Consider the following 18,296-nt stretch of genomic DNA (forward strand, 5'->3'; position numbering starts at 1 on the left):
TTTTTTGAAGTTAAAGGGGAGTTAAAGGGAAGTTATCGTGGTCTTCGACCAATCTTTCACTTCCTTATAACTTCCTTTCAATTCTATATTATCATTTTTTCGATTGGAGTTACCAGGATGCCCTGAGCTCCCATTTCCTTCAGCTTGCCAATAATGTCCCAGAACTGCTTCTGGTCTAATACGGTGTGAACAGAGCACCACTCCTCGTCAGCCAGAGGGATGATGGTGGGACTCTTCAAGCCGGGCAGCACATCAATAATCTCCTGCAGACGAGCCTTAGGAGCATTCATGCGCACGTACTTCTTGTCTTCAGCATCCTTTACGGCCTTGAAACGGAACAGCATCTGCTCCAGTATCTGGCGCTTCTCCTCGCTCATCTGCTTGTTGCCAATGAGCAGAGCCTCGCTCTTCATAACAACCTCAACCTCGCGCAGATTGTTGCTGACCAAGGTAGAACCTGACGATACGATATCGAAGATACCATCGGCCAGACCGATGCCTGGGCTGATCTCTACGCTACCGGTGATAACATGGATTTCTGCATGGATATGATGCTTCTCAAGGAAATGTCGAAGGATTCCGGGGTAGCTGGTGGCAATCTTCTTGCCGTTAAACCACTCTACTCCCTTGTAGTCGATCTCTTTGGGGATGGCCAGCGACAGGCGGCACTTAGAGAAGCCGAGACGTGAGATGATATCAGCATCTTCACCACGCTCAACAAACTCGTTTTCGCCAACCACGCCGATGTCAGCCACTCCACTGGCTACACTCTGGGGGATGTCGTCATCGCGGAGGTACAGAACCTCAAGCGGAAAGTTGGACGACTGCACCAATAGGGTGCGCTTTGATGCACTCACCTTGATATCAGCCTCTGCGAGCAGATTCATGGTGTCATCAAACAGACGTCCTTTTGATTGTACTGCAATTCTTAACATATCTGTTAAATCTAAAATATCGGCTGCAAAATTACAAAAAAATTCTCAATTATCAATTGTCAATTATCAATTATTTACTACCTTTGCACCGTTTTTACTAACAAAATGGTGCAGATTGATGCAAAAATGGTATAAATATGTCGGTTTCGTGGCGGTTTTACTATCGCTTCTATCGTGTTTTGAGAAAAAACACGAGCCCATTGTTGCGCCCTGGGGCGTGATAGATGATACGGTTTCGGTATCAGATGAGTTCGATCTGCACGACATTCAGACTAGTGGTGAACTGATTATGGCCACCGTGAGTGGACCGCAGACATATTATGACTATCATGGGCATCATCTGGGTACTCAGTTCCTCATCTGCCAGCGGTTTGCCGACTCATTGGGCGTACGCCTGCGTGTAGAGGTGTATCGCGACAGTATGGAGCTGGTGAAGCGTTTTGCCGAGGGCGAGGTTGACCTTGTAGCTTGGCCAACACCAGGGCATATTGATGCCGATACGGCGAAGAACGACCTGATGAAGGAACTGAAAACGTGGTATCATCCGGGGCTGATAGCTGCTGTACAGAAGGAGGAGAACGACCTGCTAACCGTTCGTAAGGTGCAGCGACGCATTTTCTCGCCTATGCTTGATAAGAAAGGAGGTATCATCTCTCACTACGATCAGTTCTTTATGGCTTATGCGCGCGATATCCGATGGGATTGGCGCCTGCTGGCAGCACAATGCTATCAGGAGTCAACATTCGACCCGCGTGCTGTTTCGTTTGCCGGGGCCAAGGGATTGATGCAGATTATGCCAGGTACGGCCGACCATCTGGGCGTGCCACGTAGCAAACTCTATGAGCCTGAAGCTAATATCTCGGCTGCGGTTAAGTATATCGGACAGCTGCAGAATACATTCTCGGATGTGCGCGATAATTATGAACGTACTAACTTTGTACTGGCTAGTTACAATGGTGGTGCTCACCATATTCGTGATGCCATGAATCTGGCTAAGCGCGATGGCAAGAATCCGCACCGTTGGAGCGATGTGGCGCCGTATGTGCTGAAGTTGGCTACACCTCAGTACTACAATGATCCTATAGTAAAGTATGGATACATGCGAGGTTCTGAGACGGTAGATTATGTGCAGCGCATACGTCAGCGCCATGCTGGTTATCAAGGTGTTAAAACACCGTTTATGGGCTCTCACTCCAGCAAGCCTCGCAAAGCCGATAAACGAAAAAATAAATACGATATATAAAAAATCCCCTCCTCATGGGAGGAGGGGTAAGGGGTGGAGGAGAAAAAACGCTGTCCCATCCAATAATAGGATAGGACAGAGCTATATCAAACCACCCCTCGCCCCTCCTTAGGCTTAAGGAGGGGAATTGGGGGTATATTACTTCTGAACAGGAATCTTATCCACGCGCTTTTGGTGGCGGCCACCTTCAAAGGTTGCGGTAAAGAACTCGTCCATAATTTTACGAGCCATATTGTTGTCGATGAAACGACCTGGCATCACCAGTACGTTGGCATCGTTGTGCTGACGGATGAGATGAGCAATCTCAGGAATCCAGCACAAGCCGGCACGCACCTGCTGGTGCTTGTTCAGCGTGATAGATATACCCTCGCCGCTACCACAGATGGCAATACCAGGATAAACCTCACCACTCTCGATGCCCTCGGCCAAAGCATGACCAAAGTCAGGATAGTCAACGCTGGCATCGCTCCATGTACCATAGTCCTTATAGGGGTAACCCTTCTCGGCCAGATACTCGAGCACAAACTTCTTAAGAGCAAAACCTGCGTGATCGCAAGCAACTCCAACTGTCTTTACTTCCATAGTTTATAATTTTAAGAATGGAAGGGGAGTTAAAAGGAAGTTATCGCAGTTTGCAACCGCTTGGGAGTTAAAGGGACATTACTTTTACTATTTTGAATAGTTGTTATTTGTCCTTTTCACTTCCCTTTCACTTCCTTTTTTACTCCCCTTTAACTTCAAATTATGCTAACAGGGCTTTAACCTGCTTGTAAACATTCTCACCGGTGAAGCCGAGCTTCTCGTCGAGTACCTTGTAAGGAGCAGAGAAACCGAAACTCTCCAGACCCCATACCGTACCATCGGCACCTACCAGACCCTCGAGGTTTACTGGCAGACCAGCTGTGAGACCGAACTTCTTCACGCCAGCAGGCAGAACGCTCTGCTGATACTCCTTGCTCTGGCTGCGGAACAGACCCTCAGAAGGAACGCTTACCACGCGAACCTTTACGCCGTCCTCGCGGAGCAGCTTAGCACCAGCCTCGAGAGTAGAAACCTCTGAACCTGAAGCCAGCAGGATGACATCGAACTTCTCGTCTGAGCCAGCTACAACGTAAGCACCCTTAGTAGCCTGGTTGTAGTCGTTGCCCTCGGGCAGCATCTCGATGTTCTGACGAGAGAAGATGAGAGCTGTAGGAGTATCTACATTCTCCATGGCCATGCGCCAGCAAACGGTGGTCTCCTCAGCATCGGCAGGACGAACTACCAATACAGAGTTCTTACCGTGGTGGTTCTTCAGCTTCTCCATCAGGCGGATCTGTGCCTCCTGCTCAACAGGCTCGTGGGTAGGTCCATCCTCACCAACGCGGAATGCATCGTGGGTCCAGATGAACTTAACTGGCAGCTCCATCAGGGCAGCCATACGTACGGCTGGCTTCATGTAGTCAGAGAATACGAAGAAGGTACCGCAAGCGGGGATAACACCACCGTGCAGAGCCATACCGATACAGCAGCAAGCCATAGTGAGCTCAGCTACACCAGCCTCGAAGAATGCACCGCTGAAGTCGCCACGAACCAAATCGTGAGTCTTCTTCAGGAAGCCGTCGGTCTTATCAGAGTTGCTCAGGTCGGCTGAAGCACAGATCATGTTGGGAACCTGCTCAGCGAGAGCTGACAGAACAGTAGCACTAGCACCACGAGTAGCAGCACCAGCCTTCTGCTCAACCTTGCTCCAGTCAATCTTTGGAGCCTTGCCGCTGAACCACTCCTCCATCAGCTTAGCCTGCTCGGGATGCCCCTTAGCCCACTCAGCCTTCTCAGCGTAGCGCTCAGCAACAATCTTCTTCAGTTCCTCAGCACGCTTAGCGTACATCTCCTGAACCTCAGGGAAGATCTGGAATGGATTCTCAGGATCAGCACCCAGGTTCTTCATGGTGTTGATGTAAGCATCGCCACCAAGAGGAGCACCGTGAGTAGCGCAGTTGCTCTCGTAAGAGCTGTTGTCAGCCTTACGTGCACCCTTACCCATTACACAGTGACCGATAATCAGACTTGGGCGCTCTTTCTCGGCCTGAGCCTTCTTGATAGCCTCACGAATCTGATCAACATCGTTACCGTTGATCTTCTGTACAAACCAGCCCCATGCCTCGTATTTCTTAGCTGTGTCCTCGCAGGTCACAACCTCAGTCTTTGTTGAAAGCTGGATATCGTTAGCGTCATAGAACATGATGAGGTTGTCCAGACCCAGGTTACCAGCAATACGGCCAGCACCCTGTGAAATCTCCTCCTGCACACCACCGTCAGAGATGTAGGCATAGATGGTCTGATTCATCACGTTGCCCAGACGAGCCTTCAGGAACTTAGCGGCGATAGCGGCACCTACTGCAAAGCAGTGACCCTGACCAAGAGGACCAGAGGTATTCTCGATACCACGCTCAATCTCGCGCTCTGGGTGACCTGGAGTTACAGAACCCCACTGGCGGAGGTTCTTCAGATCCTCAAGAGTATATTTTCCAATAAGAGCCAGCTGGCTGTACAGCATTGGAGCCATGTGACCAGGGTCCAAGAAGAAACGGTCGCGACCCTCCCATGCGGGATTCTCAGGATCGTATACCAGGAACTCACTGTACAGGGTGTTGATGAAGTCTGCACCACCCATAGCACCGCCGGGGTGACCCGACTTTGCCTTTTCAACCATCGAAGCAGCAAGGATACGAATATTATCCGCTGCCATGTTCATAACTTTGTTGTCGTTCATAATAAATAATTAATTGAAAAACGTTATTTGGCCGCAAAGATACAAAAATAATCCGAAACAATTGTGGGTTTTCTCGATAAATCTTTGCCCTGTTATAAAAATGATGTATCTTTGCAACATATAATAAAGAAATGTATACATATATGAAAGTTGCAGTCGTTCAACATACCATCTGTGAGAACCAAATTGAGTGGAATTTGCAGCAAATTACTTCCTTGTTTGATCAGCAATCAGGAGCTGATTTGTATGTCTTGGCCGAAACATTTGCTACTGGGTTTATGGCTGAAGATGCAACCGCTCATGCCGATGTGCAAGGTGCCCGGATATTAAGTTGGATGAAGCAGCAGGCCTGCCGACTTGATGCTGCTGTGGCTGGTAGTGTGGCGATGGTGGATGAGGATGGGGTGTTGCGAAACCGACTGTACTTTGTGCGTCCCGATGGTACATTCGATTATTATGATAAGCACCATCTTTTCTCGTATGCTGGAGAAACAAAAGATTACGTTGCAGGCAATCGCCGTGTAGTGGTGGAATGGCGAGGCGTACGTTTTATGTTACAGGTTTGCTACGATCTGCGTTTCCCGGTGTTTGTGCGTAATCATGGTGACTACGATACGATTATCTATGTGGCTAACTGGCCACAGAAACGTCGCGATGTATGGCAGACGTTGCTCAAGGCGCGAGCCATCGAAAATCAATGTTTTGTGATAGGCGTAAATATAGTGGGTAGTGATAAGTATTGCGAATACCTAGGCGATTCGGTGATTATCAATGCCTATGGAAAAGCCATTGCTCAGTGCACTTCGGGAGAGGTTGGAACTGCTGCAGCAGAACTTGATATGGATGAACTTAACCGCTTCCGCCGGAAATTCCCAGTTTTAGAAGATGCAGATTAATAAAAGGGCTCAAAAGCTATGCTTTTGTTAATTTTTTATTTAAAAAAACGACAAAATTATTTGGCTGTTTGCTAGAATTGCATTACCTTTGCCGCCGTAAAAATTAATATTCGGGGTGCTGAGGCGTTGTGCCGAAGCTGAGAGAATACCCATAGAACCTGATGCGGGTAATGCCGCCGGAGGAAAGAAATATGAAAGTAACAATCAACAACAAACAACACCAGACGCAAGCCGCAAATTTGCACGAGCTTGCCTCCGAACTGCAATTGCCACAGAAAGGTGTGGCAATAGCCATCGATAATCAGTTGAAACCACGTAGTTCTTGGGGCGATACCATTCTCCAAGAGGGCGTATGTATCACTATTATCAAAGCAGCTTGCGGGGGGTAGGGTGTATGTTGCAGTTCATTTCACATTATTCCGATCGTCATAGCTATCTGGATTCCATCCGCCTGGCACTTGAAGGTGGATGCCGATGGATTCAGCTGCGTGTAAAAGATGCTACTGACGATGAAGTGCTCCCGCTAGCTCAGGCAGCTCAGCGGTTGTGTCGTGATGCAGGTGCCAAGTTCATCATTGATGATCGTGTAGAGCTTGTTCGCGAGCTTTATGCCGATGGTGTGCATCTGGGTAAAAATGATATGCCGATACGTGAGGCGCGCAGTATCTTAGGTCCGGATTTTATTATCGGGGGAACGGCCAATACGTTCGAAGATGTTAAGTTGCATTTTGAGTCATCGGCCGATTACATCGGCTGCGGTCCGTTCCGTTTTACTACCACCAAACAGAAACTGGCTCCTGTTCTGGGACTTGAAGGCTATCGTGGCATTGTTAGTAGGATGCGGGCAGCTAACATCAACATCCCCATTGTGGCTATCGGAGGCATTACCGAGGATGACATCCCTGATATATTAGCCACCGGCATCACCGGTATTGCCCTGAGCGGTACCGTGTTGCGTGCTGACGACCCTGTACAGAAAATGAAGAATATCTTAAAAATAGTCAATCATGAGTAAATTAGTTATTGCGGGACGAGAGTTTAACTCCCGCCTGTTTTTAGGCACGGGTAAGTTCAATAACAACGAACTGATGGCTCGTGCTATCGATGTTTCAGGAACAGAAATGGTTACCGTTGCGATGAAGCGTGTTGAACTCGATGATGAGAACGACGACCTGCTTACCCACATCACCCAGAACCCCAACATCCAATTGCTGCCCAACACTTCGGGCGTACGTAATGCCGAGGAGGCTGTGTTTGCTGCCCAGATGGCGCGAGAAGCCTTTGGTACCAACTGGCTGAAGTTGGAGATTCACCCTGATCCACGTTATCTGTTGCCCGATTCGGTAGAGACGCTGAAAGCCACCGAACAGCTTGTAAAACTAGGTTTTGTAGTGTTACCATATTGCCAGGCCGATCCAACATTGTGTAAACATCTTGAGGAGGCTGGTGCAGCTACGGTTATGCCGTTGGCTGCTCCCATCGGTACTAACAAAGGCCTACGCATGAAGGACTTCCTGCAGATAATTATCGACCAGGCCACCGTACCAGTAGTAGTTGATGCGGGTATTGGTGCTCCAAGTCATGCTGCTGAAGCTATGGAGATGGGGGCAGATTGCTGTCTGGTGAATACGGCTATTGCTGTAGCTGGTGATCCAGTGGCTATGGCTGATGCCTTCCGTCAGGCCGTGATAGCCGGTCGACAGGCTTTTGAAGCAGGTCTTGGTGCTATTGCCGATAGCGCCGAAGCCTCAAGTCCACTAACCGCATTCTTAAACGTTTAGTAAGGAATGGAAAGGAAGTTAACGGAAGTCATTTGTCCCTTTCACTTCCTTTCAATTCCCTTTAACTTCAAAATATAAAAATATGATAAATGATCACAAAGCATACGCCCAGCGCGAGAAAGCATATATGCAGGGCAAACTGTATCCCGATGTTCGCGTTGGCATGATAAAAGTAAACCTTACGCCAACCGTAACCCGCGATGAAAACGGTATTCCGCACATGTCGCCCAATGCTCCGGTTTATATTTACGATACCAGCGGTCCTTATACCGACCCCGATTATGAGGTGGATTTAAAGAAAGGTCTGCCCCCCATGCGCCAACAGTGGATAGCCGACAGAGCTAAGGCAGGTCAGCCTGTAACTCAGATAGCATGCGCCAAGGCCGGCATCATAACTCCCGAGATGGAGTATGTGGCCATTCGTGAGAACATGAATTGCGAGAGCCTTGGCATCAAGAGTCATATCACCCCCGAGTTTGTGCGTCAGGAGGTGGCGCGTGGACGTGCCGTTATCCCTGCTAACATTCATCATCCTGAGAGCGAACCAATGGTTATCGGTAGGAACTTTGCTGTTAAAATAAATACCAATATTGGCAACTCGGCCACCACATCGAGCATCGATGAGGAGGTAGAAAAGTCGGTATGGTCGTGTAAGTGGGGTGGTGATACCGTGATGGATCTCTCAACAGGAAACAACATTCACGAAACCCGCGAGTGGATTCTGCGAAACAGTCCTGTTCCTGTGGGTACCGTTCCTATTTATCAGGCACTTGAAAAGGTGGATGGCAAGGTTGAAGACCTCTCGTGGGAGGTGTATCGCGACACGCTGATAGAACAGTGCGAGCAGGGTGTAGACTACTTCACCATCCATGCCGGCATCCGTCGACATAATGTGCACCTGGCCGATAGCCGTCTGTGTGGCATTGTGAGTCGCGGTGGTAGCATTATGAGCAAGTGGTGCCTGATTCACGACCAAGAGAGTTTCCTTTACGACCATTTCGATGATATCTGCGATATTGTGGCCCGGTATGATGTAGCATTGAGTCTTGGCGATGGTTTGCGCCCTGGTTGTACAGCCGATGCTAACGATGCAGCTCAGTTTGCCGAGCTCGACACGATGGGAGAGCTGGTGTTGAGGGCTTGGGATAAAGGTGTGCAGGCCTTCATTGAGGGGCCTGGTCATGTACCCATGCACAAAATCCAGGAGAATATGGAGCGTCAGCTTGATAAATGCCATGAGGCTCCGTTCTATACGCTTGGCCCGATTGTTACCGATATTGCTCCTGGCTACGACCATATTACCAGCGCTATTGGAGGTGCTCAGATAGCCTGGCTAGGCACGGCCATGCTGTGCTACGTTACCCCTAAGGAGCATTTGGCACTGCCTAATAAAGAAGATGTACGCGCAGGAATCATTGCCTATAAGATAGCTGCACATGCGGCCGATCTGGCTAAAGGCCATCCTGGTGCTACCATCCGCGATAACGCCCTGTCGAAGGCTCGTTTCGAGTTCCGTTGGCGCGATCAGTTTCATCTGTCGCTCGACCCTGAGAGGGCACTGCAGTATTTCGAGGAGGCTGGACATACTGATGGCGAGTACTGCACCATGTGCGGGCCCAACTTCTGTGCGGCCAAGCTGTCGCACGACCTTAGGAGAATTAAAAAATGAGAAAATGTAAAAATAAAAATTGATGGAACTTACGCGCGAACAACGGCAGCGATATAATCGGCACCTGGTGCTGGATGGCTTTGGTGTTGAGGCTCAGACGAGGCTGTTGCAGTCAAAGGTACTGCTTGTGGGTGCTGGTGGCTTGGGCTCGCCTGTAGCCTTGTATCTGGCGGCTGCAGGTGTAGGCACCATTGGTATTGTAGATGGAGACAGCGTGAGCCTAACCAACTTGCAGCGCCAAGTGCTGCACGCTACATCCGATGTGGGCAGACCAAAGGTAGAAGTGGCTAAGCAACGCATCAGCATGCTGAACCCCGATGTGCAGGTAGAAACCTACGAGTGCTATCTGAGCGAGGCCAATGCCTTGGAGCTGATTCGTCCGTACGATTTTGTTATCGACGGCACTGATAACTTTGCCACGAAGTATCTGGTTAACGATGCCTGCGTAATGCTCAATAAGCCTTTCTCTATGGGTGGTATCAACCGCTATAGCGGACAGCTGATGACGCACGTTCCTGGCTCGGCCTGCTACCGCTGCCTGTTTCCTGAGCCCCCTGCTAAGCAGGATGTAGAAACCTGTGCGATGGTGGGTGTGCTGGGTTCTATTGCCGGTATGCTGGGCACCGTTCAGGCCACTGAGTGTATCAAATGTATTGCTGGTGTGGGGCAGCCGTTAACTAATGCTCTGCTCACTTTCGATGCCCTCTCGATGCAGTGGAATCGTTTTGATTTCCCGCATCGTAACGATTGTGAGCTTTGTGGTAGCAACCCTACCATTCACGAACTAAAGGAATATGCATTTCAACCCTGTAAATCAAAATAGAAAATGTTTTCAGACGAACTAAAAAATATCAGTTGGGACGAGACAACCGATCGTATTGCCTCGATGACAGATGCTGATGTGCGCCGAGCACTCAGCAAATCGCGTTGCGATGTCAACGACTTTATGGCGCTGCTGTCGCCTGCTGCTGAGCCTTACTTGGAGCAGATGGCCCGCTTATCACGCCGATATACCGAGGAGCGTTTTGGCCGCACCATGTCGATGTTTATTCCGCTCTACATCACCAACTCGTGCAGTAACTCGTGCGTGTATTGCGGCTTCCACCGCGAGAACCCGATGGCACGCACCATACTTACTCCCGAGCAGATTGAGGACGAATACCGTGCTATTAAAAAGCTGGCGCCGTTTGAGAATATCCTGCTGGTAACGGGCGAGAATCCGGCTAAGGCCGGCGTGCCTTATCTGGCCAAGGCCATCGATATAGCTAAGCGCTACTTCTCGAACATCAAAATAGAGGTGATGCCGCTCAAAATGGAGGAGTATCGCGAGTTGACTCACCACGGCCTGAACGGCGTGATATGCTTTCAGGAAACCTATAACCGCGAGCACTACCAGCTGTATCATCCCCGAGGCATGAAGAGCCGCTTTGAGTGGCGCTGCGATGGATTCGACCGTATGGGGCAGGCGGGTGTTCACTCCATTGGTATGGGTGTGCTGATAGGACTGGAAAAGGAGTGGCGCACCGATGTAACCATGATGGCTCACCACTTGCGCTATCTGCAGAAGCACTACTGGCGTACCAAGTACTCCATTAACTTTCCCCGTATGCGCCCCGCTCAGAACGAAGGTTTCCAACCTAACTGCTTCATGACCGACCGCGAGTTAGCTCAGGCCACGTTTGCCATGCGAATCTTCGACCACGATGTAGACATATCTTATTCTACGCGCGAGCCCGCGTACATACGCGATAATATGTGTACGCTGGGTGTTACCACCATGTCGGCCGAGAGCCATGTTAATCCTGGTGGCTACCATACTTATCCGCAGGCGCTCGAGCAGTTTACTGTGAGTGATGAACGTACGGCCAAGGTTATCAACACCCGATTGAAAGAGCTGGGCCGCGAGCCGGTTTGGAAGGATTGGGATGCGAGTTTTGATTTTGTGAATGGAAGGGAATGGAAGGGAAGTTAAAGGGAAGTTAAAGGGAAGTTAAAAGGAAGTTAAAGGGAAGTTAAAAGGAAGTTAAAGGGAATGGAAAAGGAAGTTAAAGGGAAGTTAAAGGGAAGTTAAAGGGAATAAAGGGACAAATGATTATAGTAATAACTAAGCCCGAATTCTTTGATGGTGAAGCTAAGCGTATCAGCTGGCTGCTGACTAGCGGTGCTGCTGATATCATACATATTCGTAAACCTAAAGCCAGTATGCATCAGGTTGAGCAGCTCATACAGCAGCTGCCGCCTGATGTTTACGATCGGTTGGTGCTGCACGACCATCATCAGTTGGCGGTTAAGTATCGGTTGCGTGGGGTTCATCTTAACTCTCGAAATCCGCAGCCGCCCGAGGGCTTTAAGAGTGCTGTCAGCATATCGTGCCACTCGCTTAGTGAACTGGCTGAATGCCGCCAGCAGCCTTACGCTTACATGAGTTTGAGCCCCATTTTCGATAGTATCTCTAAGCCTGGCTACCAGTCAGCTTTTAGTGCCGGGCAGATAGCTGAGGCTAGGCGGCAGGGACTGATTGATAAGTGCGTGATGGCACTGGGCGGCGTAACTTTCGAGAAAGTAAATGATGTTTTAGAAATGGGTTTCGGAGGAGCCATGATACTTGGTGACGCATGGAAGTAGTATTAACCATAGCTGGTAGCGATTCGTCGGCAGGTGCCGGTATCCAGCAAGATCTTAAAACCATTGTGGCACATGGTTGTTATGGTGCCACTGTTATCACGTCTATTACCTCGCAGAATACGCTGGGTGTTCAGTCGGCCATGACGGTTCCGCCTGCTGTTGTAGCTTCGCAGCTCAGTGCGGTACTCACCGATTTAGAGCCACGCGCCATTAAGATTGGTATGCTGCCCGATCAATCGGTGGCCGAGGCTGTAGTGCAAATGTTAGACGGTTACCTGCAGTCGCATCAGGCTGCCGTGGTTTACGACCCAGTCATGGTGTCTACCAGTGGTTTCCTGCTGATGGATCCTGAGGCCATCGAGTATATTGCGCTACACCTGTTTCCGCTCTGCACGCTGATTACGCCTAATCTGCCTGAGGCCGAACGTCTGGGCGATAGCCTTAGCCCGTATGCCTATCTGCTGAAGGGCGGGCATGCTGAGGGCTACGAGATGACCGATGTGTTGTATCTGCCCGATGGTAGCAAGGCTGCTTTCTCTACACCGCGTATTACCAGCCGTAATCTGCATGGCACCGGGTGTGCGCTCTCATCGGCTATTGCAGCGCAGTTTGCCCTTGGATGCAGTCTGAAGGAGGCGGTTAGTCGGGCCAAACAGTTTGTTTCTGCAGCTATTCAGCGTTCCGTAAATGTTAATATTGGTCACGGAAACGGACCTCTTTTATTCGATTAATGGCTGAATTGTGCCGAAATAATGATTTTAATCAATAAAATGGTTAACATTTGTAAATATAGGAAAACTTTTCTTTCGATTTCGGTTTTTATTCATACCTTTGCACCGCAATTAGTTAAGGGCAGGCAATCTGAAAGGATTAAATGCTGAAAGTTTAACATTTAAAATAGAAATGAACATGAAAAAGATTTTGATGACTATTGTAGCTGCTTTCATTGCAACTGCTATGAACGCTCAGGGTTACATTGGTGGTAGCCTCGGTTTTAAAACCACTTCTTACGATGGTGAGAGCACAACAACATGGAGCATCATGCCTGAAGTAGGTTATAACCTCAACGACAGCTGGGCTATCGGTACTACAATCGGTTATGGTCAGAGTGGTAAGGGCGATGCTAAGTTAAAGAACTTCACAGTTGCTCCTTATGTACGTTACACTGTTGCTAAGCTCGACAAGGTTAATGTATTCCTGGATGGTGGTGTAGGCTACACTCACACTGACTTAGCTGGTGCTAAGGTCAATTCTTTTAACGTAGGTATTGAGCCAGGTGTTGCTGTAAACCTTAACGACAAGCTGAGCTTTGTTGCTCACTTCGGTTTCCTGGGCTACGAGACTAGAAAGGTTAAGGGTGCCGACAAGAGCACTAATTCATTTGAGCTCGACTTGGACAACAAACTGAGCTTTGGTTTGTATCTGAACTTCTAAGACATACTAAACTATCAGTCCATTAATTTTTGACAGTAGAGGCGGGCACTTTTTAAGTTGTCCGTCTCTCTTTTTTTCGTCTGGTTATTTGCGTAGTGGCAGTGTTACCACAAAGCGTGCGCCATCGGTATAGCTGGTGTCCAGCTGTACGTCGCCACCCATATGGCGAGCCAGCGATCGTGCTATCGACAGGCCTAGTCCGGCACCATCGGTATATTCATCAATCTGTACAAACTCTGTGAATATATTCTCGGCTTGTTCTGCCGGTATGCCTATGCCGGTATCTTCAATGGTAAACCTCATTTGCTTGTGGCCGATAGCTATCGTCATGGTTACGCGAGCCTTTCCTTCTGGCACAATGCTGCCTTTATATGCCAGCGGGTGGGTAAACTTCTTGGCGTTATCAAGCAGCAAAGCCAGTGTTTTTACTGCCGCCTTCTGGTTAGTCAGTATCTTTGTGGTCTGAGCCTCTGGCTCATGCTGCAGTTCAAGTACCAGATGCGATGCATGGTTAATGCCGCTCTGCTCTATGGCCTTGTATGCCATATCTAGTGGGGTCATCTTGTCGTGGCATTCTATGTCGGCTTCGCTGTTAACCATGCTCAAATCCAGCATTTTATCAACCAGCTGCGTAATACGCTCGGTGTTTTCTACTATCTTTTTTCTGATGCTCTTCAGTTCTTCTTTATCTATCTCGATGTCGGTGTAGGCCAGTACCTGACTGAATCCCGACAGCACGTTGAGCGGTGTGCGCACCTCGTGCGATATCTGCTTGATAAACTTCGACTTGATGCGGCTCGATTCTTCGGCACGCTCGTTGGCCAGCTTCAGCTGCTTGTTGGTAGCGTCGAGCTTTCGGTAGGCTCGGCGGCGCATCATGCCATAGATGTGGAAGAAGAGTGTGAGTACTATCAGTCCTATTACCACGGCTACCAGTCGCTGCTTTGATATCTCAGCCTCTTTCTCGGCTATCTGGCGCTCTTTGCCTTCTGTATCGTAAACCATGGTCAGCAGGTCGGCATCGTTTTTCTTCTGGTCGGTTAGCGCGCGGTTGTAGTTTTCGGCTACTACATTGGCTACGTGTATGGCCGAATCGCGGCGCCCTGCCAGCATGTTAGCGCGATACTTCGGTATCATGTATCGGCCTATGTTTTCCAGATCGCACTTGTATCCGTTTCCCAGCAGGAATTCGTCGAGGCGCTCAAAGTTGCGTGCAGCCTCGGCATAGCGCCCTGCAAACATCAGGTATTCGTTGTTGTTCACCACGTTGTACAGCAGCTTGGCGGTGTTGGTCTGCTTGTATAGTTCGTAGGCCTGTTCGGCCTCCTTTTTCTTGCCTTGCTTAATGGCCAGCAGGGCTTTGCTGTAGTTTATCTCGGCGCTCATCTCGTCAAGATATACCGAGTCGCGCCTTGAGTCTCTGGCAGCCATGTTGTAAAGTGTGTCTTGTATGGTTATCCAGCTCTCCACTTTATCAAACATTTCTTTGTGTATGTAAGCCTTTGCTATGGCGTTCATGGTTTTCTGGCACTCACGCAGATCCAGCGGACCGTTGTGGTGCTCCAGGCGCTTGTATATGCCTGCCAGCGACTTCTGGAAGCTGATGGCAGCCGAATCTTCCTCTCCCATATACAGCTGGCACTCGCCTATAATCTGAGCGATGTCGTGGTGCTCGGTAAAGGTGGTGTAGCCTATTGATTTCAGTCGCTTGTCGGCTTTGTTGGCCTCGCGCAGTGCACGGTCAAAGCGGCGCATCTCGCTCAGCATCCTGACGTAGTTGTTGTAGGTGTACACATACGATTCTATGTCGGTTTGCGTCTTAATCTGCTTCAGGTCGAGCGTATCCAGCTGGTAGTACAGCTTGAGCGATTGGAGCTGCTGATTAATCAGATTAAGCGTGATGGTGCGATAGAACAGGTATTTGGTCTTCGAGAGTTCGCCAATATTGTTCAGACTGTCGATAGCAAACAGCATATAGTCGTATTCGCGTGTATCGCTGATTTTATCGATGATTGAGTCGGCACGGTTGAATCCGTCGGTCTCGTAATATTCGTAGATACCAGCCGATTCAGAGTGTTCATGCTTCTTGCAGCCAGCAATAGCTAACATTGCCAGCAAAGCTATCAGTATTTGTGTATTTCTAAGTCCTGTCATTATCAAGTTTGAATTCGGGTGCAAAGATACGAAATATTAATGAGAAAATAGGAGTTTTAAATCAAAAAAACTCCTATTTATTTTTTGAAGATGTCTAATTCCTGATTGTAAGCCGGCGATTGGATTGACAGCAGATTGAGCACAGAGTGGAAGATGTAATGCTGGTCGATGACCTGTGGCAGATCGGTCTTATACTCTCTGAATCCGTCGGATGTCCATACCAGCAAGGGTATCTCGTACTGCACTTTCGGGGCCAGCTTCATGGGCAGTCCGTGCATAAAAATGTTGTTCTCGCCCAGCGATTCGCCGTGGTCTGATACAAATATCATAGCCCTGTTCCAGTGGGTCATGGGGCGCAGGGTGTTGATGATGTTGTCTAGCAGAAAGTCGGTGTAAACGATAGAGTTGTCGTAGGCATTCACCAGTCGGTCTACGTTTTTCTCACCTTCTTCTACGTTGTGGGCCACGGGCTTAAACACCTCAAACTTCTTAGGATACTTCAGCGCGTAGGTGGGCCCATGGCTGGTGCTGGTGTGCAGCACTATCAGCACCTTGTTTTTGGTGCTCTGCTCTATACGCTCGCGCAGTCCGGCCAGCAGCAGCTCGTCGTAGTCTCTGTTAGCTTCGGGATACTGTTTGGCCAGATCCTTATCGGTTACGTACTCGTCGATGTGTATGGGTGGTTCGCCCCAGTTAAACGAGCGCCATACCACGTCGGCGCCTGTACGGAAGGCGTAGTTGGGTAGGGGCTCATACAGGTCGCCCGAGTTTTTGGGTTCGAGTATGGCTTTCACGCCGGCAGTGGTAAATGTGCCGCACGATTCGGCCTGCAGCACCTTCAGCCCCTGTTGTTTGGATAGCAGCGGGTTGGTGGGTCGCTGATAGCCGTACAGCTGGAAGTTGGCTTTGCGTGCCGACTCGCCTATAACCAGCACCACCACGGTCTTCTGGTTGTCGGTAATTTTGCCGTCGGGCAGTTTTATTTCTTCGGCCTGCTTGGCCATGTTGATGCTCACCACGCGTATGCTGTTAACCACGTACGACCATGGCTGCAGATAGCCGCCCAGCTCGGTATCGTGTTCGCCTATCCATAGCGTCTGGTTGATGTTAGCTAGAGCCACCAGCAGCACGATGCCCAGCGATGTTCCGCAGTACTTACCCATTTTCTTGGCCTTGCCTCGCACCACTGGCTGCAGCAGGCAGAACAGGGCAGGCAGCACGCCAAAGGCCGCGATGAAGGCCCACAGCTGCCAGTTGAAGAATGCCGAGGCCTCGGAGTATCGCGTGTTGAACACGTTGCCGATGGTTACCTCATCGATTATCACGCTGTAGGTCAGTATGAAGTAGAGCGATGTGGCATTGATAATGGCCATGATGGCCAGCAGAATGCGCCCCGCCATCCTCATGAGATACATGATGAGATAAGTGATCAGGAAGTTTACCAGCAGCATGATTACTACCAGCGAGGCCATGAGGAACATGCGGCCCATGGGGCCCGCATTGGTATTGTGGGCCACGTAGTTAAAGAAAGGTATGTTGTAAAGCAACATGGTGGCCAGACTCACAATGGCCGAGAAGGCCAGAAGCGAGATAGGCTTTTTTATCAGATTCTTGATGCCTTGATTCTTCATTTTCTGAGTTTCATTATTTTTTCTCTACTATAGTAGAATACCACCCAGGGCATGGTAAAGCCGATGATGCTGCCCACGCAGACATCCGACAGGAAGTGCTGCGACAGATAGATGCGCGAGTAGCCTCCCAGTGCGGCCATGGCCAGCAGTACCAGCGAGCCTAAGCTGAATGCTACAAACGTGCGGGCATTACGCTGGCGGGCTGCATGCAGATAGTGGTAGGCCAGCAGGATGGCGCAGCAGGTAAAGAATACGAAGAAGGTAGAGGTGTGGCCCGAGGGGAACGAGTTGCTGTGGCGCATCTCTACGCCTTGAACCAGCGGCAGCAGCATGTCGGGGTAGCTCTCGAACAGCACGATGGGTCGCGCTGCGTGAAACGCGTGCTTCAGTATCTGCACCGCCGCTCCGCTAGCCAGTTCGCTCATCGCAAAGTATAGTATCAGCTCGCGCTTCTTCAGCAGCAGTGGTATCAGCAGCATCAGCACATATAGCGGCCACTCGGCCAGCACAGAGTAGTACTTAAAGAATACATCCTGAAAACCGGTGTGGTGGGCGTTCAGCATCATGTGCAGCTCGGGTTTGGGATACATGCAGAGCAGTACCAGCACCACCGAAAGCAGCACAAAATAGGCCACGCCGTACACCGAAAGTGTCTTTATAACCTGTTTCATGCTGCAAAGGTACGAATAAGTGCTTAAAATACCAAATTTATTATACTATTTTCACTTGATGGTGATCCACACGGGCTCGCCTCGGTCTTTGGCTTCTACTATCTTCTGCTTCAGCCGGTGCAGCCAGATGCGGCTGTCGAGTACTTTACCCACTTCGCGATTCCTGCCCACCAGTATGCATCCCTCGGTGTCTTCGGCCGTGTTGCCCGCATGGATGCGTATGCCCTCAAACTTGGGCACACCCAGCAGAATGGGCAGCCACTGCTTGATTTTAGGGCTCCACGATATGACCACGGCATATCGGCCTTCGGGTATGGCCGAGTGGCCCTTGATTTTATACGCTCCGTGCTCGTAATCGCGCCATGTGGGCTCCAGTGTGTCGCAGAAGTATTCGTCGGCTGTGCCTGGGCGGTATTCATCCATCACCTCGCGGCGGATGTAAAGGTGGCCTATGGTGTAGGTCTTGCGCTTTGCTATGCGTTCTAGTATCAATTCCATCATG

General features: G+C 49.8%; 18 protein-coding genes and 1 riboswitch. Of the genes, 11 read left to right on the forward strand and 7 right to left on the reverse strand.

Annotated elements, in window-relative coordinates; genetic code table 11:
* Positions 1-83 precede the first annotated feature (83 nt).
* Positions 84-935: an ATP phosphoribosyltransferase gene (gene hisG / locus BUB86_RS05650; protein WP_073206792.1), complete on the reverse strand. Its 852-nt coding sequence runs from the start codon at positions 933-935 to the stop codon at positions 84-86.
* Positions 936-1,053: 118 nt separating this feature from the next.
* Between hisG and BUB86_RS05655 the strand changes: the two genes are divergently transcribed.
* Positions 1,054-2,178, forward strand: coding sequence for a transglycosylase SLT domain-containing protein (locus tag BUB86_RS05655; protein ID WP_073206795.1), 1,125 nt, complete (start codon positions 1,054-1,056; stop codon positions 2,176-2,178).
* A gap of 138 nt (positions 2,179-2,316) precedes the next feature.
* Here BUB86_RS05655 and rpiB read toward each other — a convergent pair whose 3' ends face one another.
* Together rpiB and BUB86_RS05665 are read right to left on the reverse strand one after the other, a co-directional pair.
* Positions 2,317-2,760 (reverse strand): ribose 5-phosphate isomerase B, encoded by a 444-nt coding sequence (rpiB, locus tag BUB86_RS05660; protein ID WP_073206798.1) that lies wholly within the window; start codon positions 2,758-2,760, stop codon positions 2,317-2,319.
* A 160-nt stretch (positions 2,761-2,920) separates the two neighbouring features.
* The gene (locus tag BUB86_RS05665) at positions 2,921-4,933 is read right to left on the reverse strand and encodes a transketolase family protein (RefSeq protein WP_139261449.1); all 2,013 of its coding nucleotides are present in this window, start codon (positions 4,931-4,933) and stop codon (positions 2,921-2,923) included.
* A gap of 143 nt (positions 4,934-5,076) precedes the next feature.
* Between BUB86_RS05665 and BUB86_RS05670 the strand changes: the two genes are divergently transcribed.
* The 10 genes from BUB86_RS05670 (at position 5,077) to BUB86_RS05715 (ending at position 13,338) form a co-directional block, all read left to right on the forward strand.
* Positions 5,077-5,829, forward strand: a complete 753-nt coding sequence (locus BUB86_RS05670) for an amidohydrolase (RefSeq protein ID WP_073207011.1) — start codon at positions 5,077-5,079, stop codon at positions 5,827-5,829.
* A gap of 101 nt (positions 5,830-5,930) precedes the next feature.
* Positions 5,931-6,034, forward strand: a riboswitch (TPP riboswitch).
* Positions 6,021-6,218, forward strand: a complete 198-nt coding sequence (gene thiS / locus BUB86_RS05675; RefSeq protein WP_073206804.1) for a sulfur carrier protein ThiS — start codon at positions 6,021-6,023, stop codon at positions 6,216-6,218. It overlaps the preceding riboswitch by 14 nt.
* A gap of 5 nt (positions 6,219-6,223) precedes the next feature.
* Positions 6,224-6,844: a thiamine phosphate synthase gene (locus BUB86_RS05680; RefSeq protein ID WP_073206807.1), complete on the forward strand. Its 621-nt coding sequence runs from the start codon at positions 6,224-6,226 to the stop codon at positions 6,842-6,844.
* Positions 6,837-7,610 (forward strand): thiazole synthase, encoded by a 774-nt coding sequence (locus tag BUB86_RS05685; RefSeq protein ID WP_073206810.1) that lies wholly within the window; start codon positions 6,837-6,839, stop codon positions 7,608-7,610. The genes BUB86_RS05680 and BUB86_RS05685 overlap by 8 nt, the downstream gene beginning before the upstream one ends.
* Positions 7,611-7,692: 82 nt before the next feature.
* Positions 7,693-9,279 carry a phosphomethylpyrimidine synthase ThiC gene (gene thiC, locus BUB86_RS05690; protein ID WP_073206813.1) on the forward strand — a complete coding sequence of 529 codons (1,587 nt, stop codon included), beginning with the start codon at positions 7,693-7,695 and terminating at the stop codon, positions 9,277-9,279.
* 22 nt (positions 9,280-9,301) lie between these two features.
* On the forward strand, positions 9,302-10,102 hold the full coding sequence (locus BUB86_RS05695) for a HesA/MoeB/ThiF family protein (protein WP_073206816.1): 801 nt from the start codon (positions 9,302-9,304) through the stop codon (positions 10,100-10,102).
* 3 nt (positions 10,103-10,105) lie between these two features.
* Positions 10,106-11,251, forward strand: a complete 1,146-nt coding sequence (thiH, locus tag BUB86_RS05700; RefSeq protein WP_073206819.1) for a 2-iminoacetate synthase ThiH — start codon at positions 10,106-10,108, stop codon at positions 11,249-11,251.
* Positions 11,252-11,367: 116 nt separating this feature from the next.
* Complete coding sequence (locus BUB86_RS05705) at positions 11,368-11,904, forward strand: thiamine phosphate synthase (protein ID WP_073206822.1); 537 nt, start codon at positions 11,368-11,370, stop codon at positions 11,902-11,904.
* Positions 11,895-12,635 carry a hydroxymethylpyrimidine/phosphomethylpyrimidine kinase gene (locus BUB86_RS05710; RefSeq protein ID WP_073206825.1) on the forward strand — a complete coding sequence of 247 codons (741 nt, stop codon included), beginning with the start codon at positions 11,895-11,897 and terminating at the stop codon, positions 12,633-12,635. Before BUB86_RS05705 ends, BUB86_RS05710 begins: the two co-directional genes overlap by 10 nt.
* Before the next feature lie 178 nt (positions 12,636-12,813).
* Positions 12,814-13,338, forward strand: a complete 525-nt coding sequence (locus BUB86_RS05715; protein ID WP_073207012.1) for an outer membrane beta-barrel protein — start codon at positions 12,814-12,816, stop codon at positions 13,336-13,338.
* Between the two features lie 84 nt (positions 13,339-13,422).
* Here the strand turns inward: BUB86_RS05715 and BUB86_RS05720 are convergent, their stop codons facing one another.
* From BUB86_RS05720 to BUB86_RS05735, 4 genes are all read right to left on the reverse strand, one after another.
* Positions 13,423-15,492, reverse strand: a complete 2,070-nt coding sequence (locus BUB86_RS05720; protein WP_073206828.1) for a sensor histidine kinase — start codon at positions 15,490-15,492, stop codon at positions 13,423-13,425.
* A gap of 77 nt (positions 15,493-15,569) precedes the next feature.
* Positions 15,570-17,123, reverse strand: coding sequence for a phosphoethanolamine--lipid A transferase EptA (gene eptA / locus BUB86_RS05725; protein ID WP_217653230.1), 1,554 nt, complete (start codon positions 17,121-17,123; stop codon positions 15,570-15,572).
* Positions 17,120-17,794 (reverse strand): phosphatase PAP2 family protein, encoded by a 675-nt coding sequence (locus tag BUB86_RS05730; protein WP_073206831.1) that lies wholly within the window; start codon positions 17,792-17,794, stop codon positions 17,120-17,122. The genes eptA and BUB86_RS05730 overlap by 4 nt, the downstream gene beginning before the upstream one ends.
* Before the next feature lie 51 nt (positions 17,795-17,845).
* Positions 17,846-18,292, reverse strand: a complete 447-nt coding sequence (locus tag BUB86_RS05735) for a DUF5675 family protein (RefSeq protein ID WP_073207014.1) — start codon at positions 18,290-18,292, stop codon at positions 17,846-17,848.
* Positions 18,293-18,296: the final 4 nt, after the last annotated feature.

Origin of the sequence: Xylanibacter ruminicola, assembly GCF_900142525.1 — a bacterium.
In the GTDB taxonomy this organism is placed as follows: Bacteria; Bacteroidota; Bacteroidia; order Bacteroidales; family Bacteroidaceae; genus Prevotella; species Prevotella ruminicola_A.

What these genes read in the sequence shown, in the direction of transcription:
- hisG (WP_073206792.1), bottom strand. Translation starts at nt 935, where the DNA reads ATGTTAAGAATTGCAGTACAATCAAAAGGACGTCTGTTTGATGACACC.
- BUB86_RS05655 (WP_073206795.1), top strand. Translation starts at nt 1,054, where the DNA reads ATGCAAAAATGGTATAAATATGTCGGTTTCGTGGCGGTTTTACTATCG.
- rpiB (WP_073206798.1), bottom strand. Translation starts at nt 2,760, where the DNA reads ATGGAAGTAAAGACAGTTGGAGTTGCTTGCGATCACGCAGGTTTTGCT.
- BUB86_RS05665 (WP_139261449.1), bottom strand. Translation starts at nt 4,933, where the DNA reads ATGAACGACAACAAAGTTATGAACATGGCAGCGGATAATATTCGTATC.
- BUB86_RS05670 (WP_073207011.1), top strand. Translation starts at nt 5,077, where the DNA reads ATGAAAGTTGCAGTCGTTCAACATACCATCTGTGAGAACCAAATTGAG.
- thiS (WP_073206804.1), top strand. Translation starts at nt 6,021, where the DNA reads ATGAAAGTAACAATCAACAACAAACAACACCAGACGCAAGCCGCAAAT.
- BUB86_RS05680 (WP_073206807.1), top strand. Translation starts at nt 6,224, where the DNA reads ATGTTGCAGTTCATTTCACATTATTCCGATCGTCATAGCTATCTGGAT.
- BUB86_RS05685 (WP_073206810.1), top strand. Translation starts at nt 6,837, where the DNA reads ATGAGTAAATTAGTTATTGCGGGACGAGAGTTTAACTCCCGCCTGTTT.
- thiC (WP_073206813.1), top strand. Translation starts at nt 7,693, where the DNA reads ATGATAAATGATCACAAAGCATACGCCCAGCGCGAGAAAGCATATATG.
- BUB86_RS05695 (WP_073206816.1), top strand. Translation starts at nt 9,302, where the DNA reads ATGGAACTTACGCGCGAACAACGGCAGCGATATAATCGGCACCTGGTG.
- thiH (WP_073206819.1), top strand. Translation starts at nt 10,106, where the DNA reads ATGTTTTCAGACGAACTAAAAAATATCAGTTGGGACGAGACAACCGAT.
- BUB86_RS05705 (WP_073206822.1), top strand. Translation starts at nt 11,368, where the DNA reads ATGATTATAGTAATAACTAAGCCCGAATTCTTTGATGGTGAAGCTAAG.
- BUB86_RS05710 (WP_073206825.1), top strand. Translation starts at nt 11,895, where the DNA reads ATGGAAGTAGTATTAACCATAGCTGGTAGCGATTCGTCGGCAGGTGCC.
- BUB86_RS05715 (WP_073207012.1), top strand. Translation starts at nt 12,814, where the DNA reads ATGAAAAAGATTTTGATGACTATTGTAGCTGCTTTCATTGCAACTGCT.
- BUB86_RS05720 (WP_073206828.1), bottom strand. Translation starts at nt 15,492, where the DNA reads ATGACAGGACTTAGAAATACACAAATACTGATAGCTTTGCTGGCAATG.
- eptA (WP_217653230.1), bottom strand. Translation starts at nt 17,123, where the DNA reads ATGAAGAATCAAGGCATCAAGAATCTGATAAAAAAGCCTATCTCGCTT.
- BUB86_RS05730 (WP_073206831.1), bottom strand. Translation starts at nt 17,794, where the DNA reads ATGAAACAGGTTATAAAGACACTTTCGGTGTACGGCGTGGCCTATTTT.
- BUB86_RS05735 (WP_073207014.1), bottom strand. Translation starts at nt 18,292, where the DNA reads ATGGAATTGATACTAGAACGCATAGCAAAGCGCAAGACCTACACCATA.